At 52.3% G+C, this 6,253-nt stretch carries 5 protein-coding genes; 4 read left to right on the forward strand and 1 reads right to left on the reverse strand.

Annotated features, from left to right (window positions below; translation table 11 throughout):
- The 4 genes from J3482_RS10590 to J3482_RS10605 all read left to right on the forward strand — a co-directional run bounded on the left by J3482_RS10590 (window position 1) and on the right by J3482_RS10605 (window position 5,286).
- A complete protein-coding gene (locus J3482_RS10590) occupies window positions 1-1,590 on the forward strand; it encodes an AMP-binding protein (RefSeq protein WP_206916196.1) in 1,590 nt (529 codons plus the stop codon).
- Window positions 1,591-1,682: 92 nt separating this feature from the next.
- Window positions 1,683-2,837, forward strand: a complete 1,155-nt coding sequence (locus J3482_RS10595; RefSeq protein WP_223204137.1) for an acyl-CoA dehydrogenase family protein — start codon at window positions 1,683-1,685, stop codon at window positions 2,835-2,837.
- Window positions 2,837-3,853: a 3-deoxy-7-phosphoheptulonate synthase gene (gene aroF / locus J3482_RS10600; RefSeq protein WP_146822993.1), complete on the forward strand. Its 1,017-nt coding sequence runs from the start codon at window positions 2,837-2,839 to the stop codon at window positions 3,851-3,853. Before J3482_RS10595 ends, aroF begins: the two co-directional genes overlap by 1 nt.
- A gap of 404 nt (window positions 3,854-4,257) precedes the next feature.
- Window positions 4,258-5,286, forward strand: a complete 1,029-nt coding sequence (locus J3482_RS10605; protein ID WP_188332243.1) for a LacI family DNA-binding transcriptional regulator — start codon at window positions 4,258-4,260, stop codon at window positions 5,284-5,286.
- Window positions 5,287-5,366: 80 nt separating this feature from the next.
- Here the strand turns inward: J3482_RS10605 and J3482_RS10610 are convergent, their stop codons facing one another.
- Window positions 5,367-6,170, reverse strand: a complete 804-nt coding sequence (locus J3482_RS10610; protein WP_328702688.1) for an MFS transporter — start codon at window positions 6,168-6,170, stop codon at window positions 5,367-5,369.
- Window positions 6,171-6,253: the final 83 nt, after the last annotated feature.

Raw genomic sequence — 6,253 nt, forward strand, 5'->3', positions numbered from 1 at the left:
ATGGACCTCGCACAAGCCCCACTGTTTATCGACAATCTAGATGAGACAATTCGGCGCCACCCTGACCGGTTGGCGGTCATTGATCTCAGCGCAGGCGAACCCATTCAAATCACGTACGGAGAACTCGGCGACCTGGCGAATCAAATTGCGTCAAAGCTCGTCACCGAATACGGCGTCAAACCGGGTGACGCAGTCGCCTATCAATTGCCGAGTGGTTGGGAGTTCATCGCGCTCACACTGGCCTTGTGGCGAATCAGTGCGACGCCTTGTCCCCTGCTCCCATCCCTGCGCGAACGCGAAGTGAAATTTATCATGCAGTCTTCAGGCAGCCGCCTGTTGATGGTTCCAGATGTATTCCGCAAGTTTTCGTACTTGCCGATGGTCGACGCCATTCGCGGCGAACTCCCGACACTCAAACATGTCATCGTCCTACCACAGTCGAGTCGCCAGCCAGAAACATCTGACATGGGCGGGTTGCTTACAGGCGACGTGATTGATCTAACACCGTATCGACCACGTCCCGACACTTACTCGGAGTTGTTGTATACGTCTGGCACCACCGGCGAACCGAAGGGCGTATTACATACGCATCAAACCCTCTCGAGTGCGCTCTTGGCTCATACGACCACCTTGGAACTGACCGCGTCGGATAAGATTTGGGCGCCATCGCCACTCGCGCACCAAACTGGCTTTTTGTATGGCATGTTGGTCTCCTTTTATGTGGGTGCGACAGGCATCTACCAGGCTGTCTGGAACGTCGAGACAGCGCGCGCCGCGATTGAACAGCACGGCGCCACGTTTGTCCAAGCGGCCATGCCGTTCTTGGCAGATCTCGTGCGCTGTGAGAACCCGCCAAAAGGACTGCGCACATTTGTTGCAACGGGCGCCGCTGTGCCGCGACAATTGGCTCGCGAGGCGCGTGAGGCATTGCAATGCAATGTGACCGGCGGCTGGGGATCAACCGAAGCATGCTTAGTCTGCGTTGGACGCCCACATGATCCGGCAGAAAAACTGGCCGGCACCGACGGACGCGTCATCGACGGCATGGAGATTCGCATCGTGGATGATGAAGGCAACGTCGTGCCACCTGGTGTAGAAGGCAATTATCAGGTCAAGACGCCGGCGATGTTTGTAACTTACCTGCACCACCACGAGTGGTACGAGGAAAGCCATGCAGGGGATGGCTTCTTCGACACCGGAGATTTGGCATTGATTGACGAAGATGGATTTCTCAAACTCACAGGTCGCAAAAAAGACGTCGTCAATCGCGGTGGCGAAAAGATTCCCGTCGTGGAAATCGAGGATTTGCTGTATCAACACGAGGCGATTGCAGACGTCGCCATTGTCGCGATGCCAGACCCACGGCTCGGCGAACGCGCGTGTGCCTATATCGTCGTGGCCGATGGCCACACTGCACCAGACCTGTCGCAAATCACAGACTTCTTAGGGGCTCGTGGAATGGCCAAGATTTATTGGCCGGAACGCATAGAAATCATCGACGCAATGCCGCGCACGGCAAGTGGCAAGATTCAAAAGTACGTGCTGCGCAACGACATCACCGCCAAACTTGCAGGACAAACGCAGGTTTGAACGATAGCTTCGGGCCATCTGAGGAACCCTTCGCATAGATGACGGATGTTTCGCATGGATGTTCGCGTAAATGCGATAAAGGAGGAGACACGTTGACGACGCACGACTTCCAACAATATCAATCGCTCGTCACCGAATACGTCAAAGGTCCTGCTCGGGCATTTGCAAACGAAATCGAGCAATCCGGCACAGTTCCGACGGCCGTCTGGGACGACCTCAACGACCGCGGATTTCTGCGGCTGACAGCGCCGCGCGATTACGGTGGCGCGGGGCTCCGGTTTGAGGAATATCTACAGTTGCTCGAGCAATTCGCACATATGCACGGCTCAATGCGCGTCATCGTGCACGTGATGAACAGCCTCTGGCGCTCACTGGACAGCAAAGCGACACCTGAACAGCGCGCGCAATTCGTGATTCCGTTCGTCCAAGGCAAGCATCGCGTCACGTTCACACTGACTGAGCCAAACTCGGGATCAGGCGCTGACATCAAGACCACAGCGCGGCGAGAAGGCGGCGAGTACGTGTTGAACGGCGAGAAGTGGATGATTATCTTCAGCGACATCGCCGACTACTTTCTCCTCTTCTGCCGCCTGGAGGGGACATCCGGCGGCAAAGGTACGATGGCACTGCTCGTCCCGCGCGACGCGCCAGGGCTCGACATCGAATTCATGGCCCCTGCGATGGGCATCACCGGCACCGCACACGGACATCTGCGCCTGCGGGATTGCCGCGTACCTGTGGCCAATCGCCTCGGCGAAGAAGGCGACGGCTTAGAAGTGGCGTTTCGTGGCTTTTTGGATCCCAGCCGCACCGCCATCGGCATGACTTGTGTCGGCGCCGCAAACCACGCGCTGGAACTCGCTGCGCAACACGCGCAGACCCGCGTCACGTTTGGCAAACCCTTGGCCGAGCGCCAGGCGATTCAAATGTGGCTCGCGGAAATGGCCACGGACATTGAAGCCGCGCGCCAGCTCTGCTTGGCTGCCGCCCGCCGGTTCGACGAAGGCTTGCCAATCTCCACACAAGCGGCCATGGCGAAACTATTTGGGACAGAAATGTTACAACGGGTGACCGATAAGGCACTTCAAATACATGGAGGAATTGGCTACTTCAAATCCTCCGAAATAGAACGAATTTACCGCGATGCGCGCATGCAGCGCTTTGAAGAAGGCACTTCCGAAATTCAAAAAATGGTGATTGTACGCGATGTCCTAGCGCGCGCGCAACAAGAGAGGAGCGAATCATGATGGTCATAGTACTGCGTCCACACGTGTCCGCCGAACAAACGAAGCAGGTTCTTACCGCGATTCAAGAAGGGGGGCACACGGGCTACCAGGCGGGGCCCTCGACCATTGTCGTCCCGAAGAACGACGCGCATTTAGAAGCGTCTCTGGCAACCCTGCCACAAGTTGAACAGGTGATGGCCATCGATAGCCCATACCCACTCGCGAGCCGGGCCTTCAAAAAAGAAGACACCATCATTGATGTGCGCGGCCACATCATCGGCGGCGATAAAGTCACCGTCATGGCCGGTCCCTGCAGCGTCGAATCGCTCGACAACCTGCTGGAGATTGCACAAACCGTCAAGGCAGCAGGCGGACAGTTCCTGCGCGGCGGCGCCTTCAAACCACGTTCGTCCCCGTACAGCTTCCAAGGTCACGGCGAAGAGGGCCTGAAAATGCTCGCCATCGCTCGCGACAAAACGGGTCTTGGTATCATCTCGGAGGTCATGGAGCCTGATAAAGTGGCACTCGTATCCGAATACGTGGACATTCTCCAAATCGGTGCACGTAACATGCAGAACTACCCCCTACTTCGCGAAGCCGGAAAATCTGGGAAACCAGTGATGCTCAAACGAGGCCTCTCGGGTACCATCGACGAGTGGCTCATGGCAGCAGAATACATTCTGGCGCAAGGCAACCCGAACGTCATCCTCTGCGAACGCGGCATTCGCACGTTCGAGACGGCGACGCGCAACACGCTTGATCTCAACGCCGTGCCAGTCGTTCAGAGCCTGTCGCACTTGCCCATCATCGTTGATCCTAGCCATGGCACTGGCAAATCCGCCTTCGTCCGCCCCATGGCTCGCGCAGGCGTCGCCGCTGGTGCGTCCGGGGTAATCGTCGAGATTCATCCAACGCCTGCCAAGGCGTGGTCCGACGCCGCACAGACACTCGACTTTGACGAATTCCGTGCACTCGTCGACGATGTCGAGCGCATTTCCGCCGCATTGACCGTTAATCGCCCGCTCGTTCACGCTTAACGAGAGAACGACCCGGCAGCCTCGCGATTCGCCCGACGACTTACGATGAGTACCTACTCACGGGTCAGGCGGGCGAATTCGCGACCGGCATCGGCATCCAGTAAACTCTCCGCTTCGCGATACGCTACATCATTTTGCATCTGGTCGATCACGCCCACATCCAATGCACCGCCCATCTTCGGCTAGATGAAATCCGTCATGCGCATCCTTCTCACAGGTGGTCATCCAATTCATCGTCACTAGGCGAAAACCGTATACAAGCCAGCCCCAAGAGCCCATCGTGCACAAAATGTAGCCATTCGTTGTAAAATAGGTGTACCAATATACATACTTGATTGAACAACCATCTTCAAGGCAAATTGGCTTGACTATGTGGAATTACGGCATTTTGAGGAGTGTTTGCTGTGTCCAAGGATAATCATCATGGCAGTCACAAACCAACTATTAAGGATGTTGCCAGCTTGGCAGGCGTTGGAACCACCACTGTATCCAGAGTGATAAACAATGGATCAGTACGCGCAGACACTAGAAGCAAAGTGCTAGATGCAATGGAAAAACTTCAATTCCATCCCCATGTTCTCGCTAGAGGACTGCGAACCAAACGTATTCCGACAGTCGGAATGATCATTAGTGATATATCAAACCCGCTCTTCGCCGAAATCGTTCAATCGGCGCATCAGGTATTAGCAGACAGAGGATATCAACTTGAATTGGGAATCACCAATACAAATCCGACTGAAGAAACACATTTATTCGAATCATTTATCCGGCAAGGCGTTAGCGGTATTATCGCATCTCTCACAGTCGACTCAAATAAAAAAATAACAAGATTTATAACGGGGCTAAATATCCCTATCGTTTTATTAGACAGGCAACTGGTTGATATCGATATGAACGTCGTAACCAATGATCACGCAAAAGGAAGCAAAGAAGCGGTAGATTATTTAGCTGCCTTGGGACATACAAAAATTTCTCTGATTCTTAGTTCAAGTCTCACCTATCCAGGCAGGATAAGAAAACAATCTATACTATCTCAATTATCATCACATGGTATTACCATTCCAGAATGCTATATACATGAAGTCTCTCTTGAGCCAGAGCAAGGGTACAAATCTATGATGAAACTTTTAAATTGCGAAGACAGGCCTACAGCAGTGATTGTCGGCAGTAACCAAATTTTCATCGGTGCATTACAGGCAATGCGGCAACTGGGCATCGAATACCCAAAGGATATATCGATTATTTCTTTCGATGACATATACTTAACCAAACTGCTCAGCCCTGATATCACAATCGTGAATCGGAATTTAAAAGACTTTGGAGCAGAGGCCGCACATCTCGTAATCACTCAAATTGAACATCCAAGTGCCGGGATTACTAAAAGAATCCTGCCTACATGGTTAGAAATACGAGGATCGTGTAGGCGAGTTTAATTAAACTTCTTAAAATGAATGTAGCAATCCATCCAAGCCTTAGCGGGATGGATGGATTCCTCCTGTATAAACTTTACACACTATCGACTCGTACCGGGCTCTTCCATGGCATTAATCGTAGTTTCATTCAGTGACGCGCGTGTCAAATCGCCGTTTATGTCGGTAAGTTCGAGCTTTGAATTCTCCGGCCCGAGTATCCCTGCGACTACCGTCAACAATGAAAAGACGATGATTAAGATTGAAATTGCCCAAGTATGTCCATGAGACCAAATCAGTACTGCACTGGCGAAGACAGGAACTACACCTCCAAGAGCGGAGGGCCATTCTCGCCCTACTGCAAACCCTGTGTATCGAATCTTAGAACTGAACAGTTCGGTATACCAGGACGCTTGCACAGCCACAATGGCGCCTCTAAAAATACTAGATGCGAGAATAACGGACACGCCAATAAGAATAGGACTTTTTGTGTTCAACATCCAAAAGAATGGAAAACCGTATAAAGCTGATAATAGCGCACCAGTAATTAAAATCGGTCGCCTACCGATTTTATCGGATAAGGCTCCAAACGCAGGTACCGCTACTAATTGTATAAGACCCATCAAAGTCAGAGTCGTCAACATCACTGAGTCCGGGAGATGCAACTGATTTTCCACATAAGCGGTAATAAACGTTTGGAAGAGGTACGTAAACGAATTATCCTGCGTGGCTACCATCCATGCAAGAATGATACCTTTCGGAGACATGCGAAACGCCGTTCTCAGCGGATGTCGCACACGTTCGTGCCGGCTTGAAATTTGTTCAAATATAGGTGTCTCAGACAGACCCATTCGTATCAGCAACCCAAATAAAACAATGAGTACACTAAGTAGGGGCTGCTGAATGATCTATGCAACAACCTTGCTTATGTCGAAATCCGTTCCGAAGAGTTCATCGAGTATGAGCCAAAAAAGAAGCCGTAACCTCTTCT

The organism is Alicyclobacillus suci (assembly GCF_017329615.1).
In the GTDB taxonomy this organism is placed as follows: domain Bacteria; phylum Bacillota; class Bacilli; order Alicyclobacillales; family Alicyclobacillaceae; genus Alicyclobacillus; species Alicyclobacillus suci.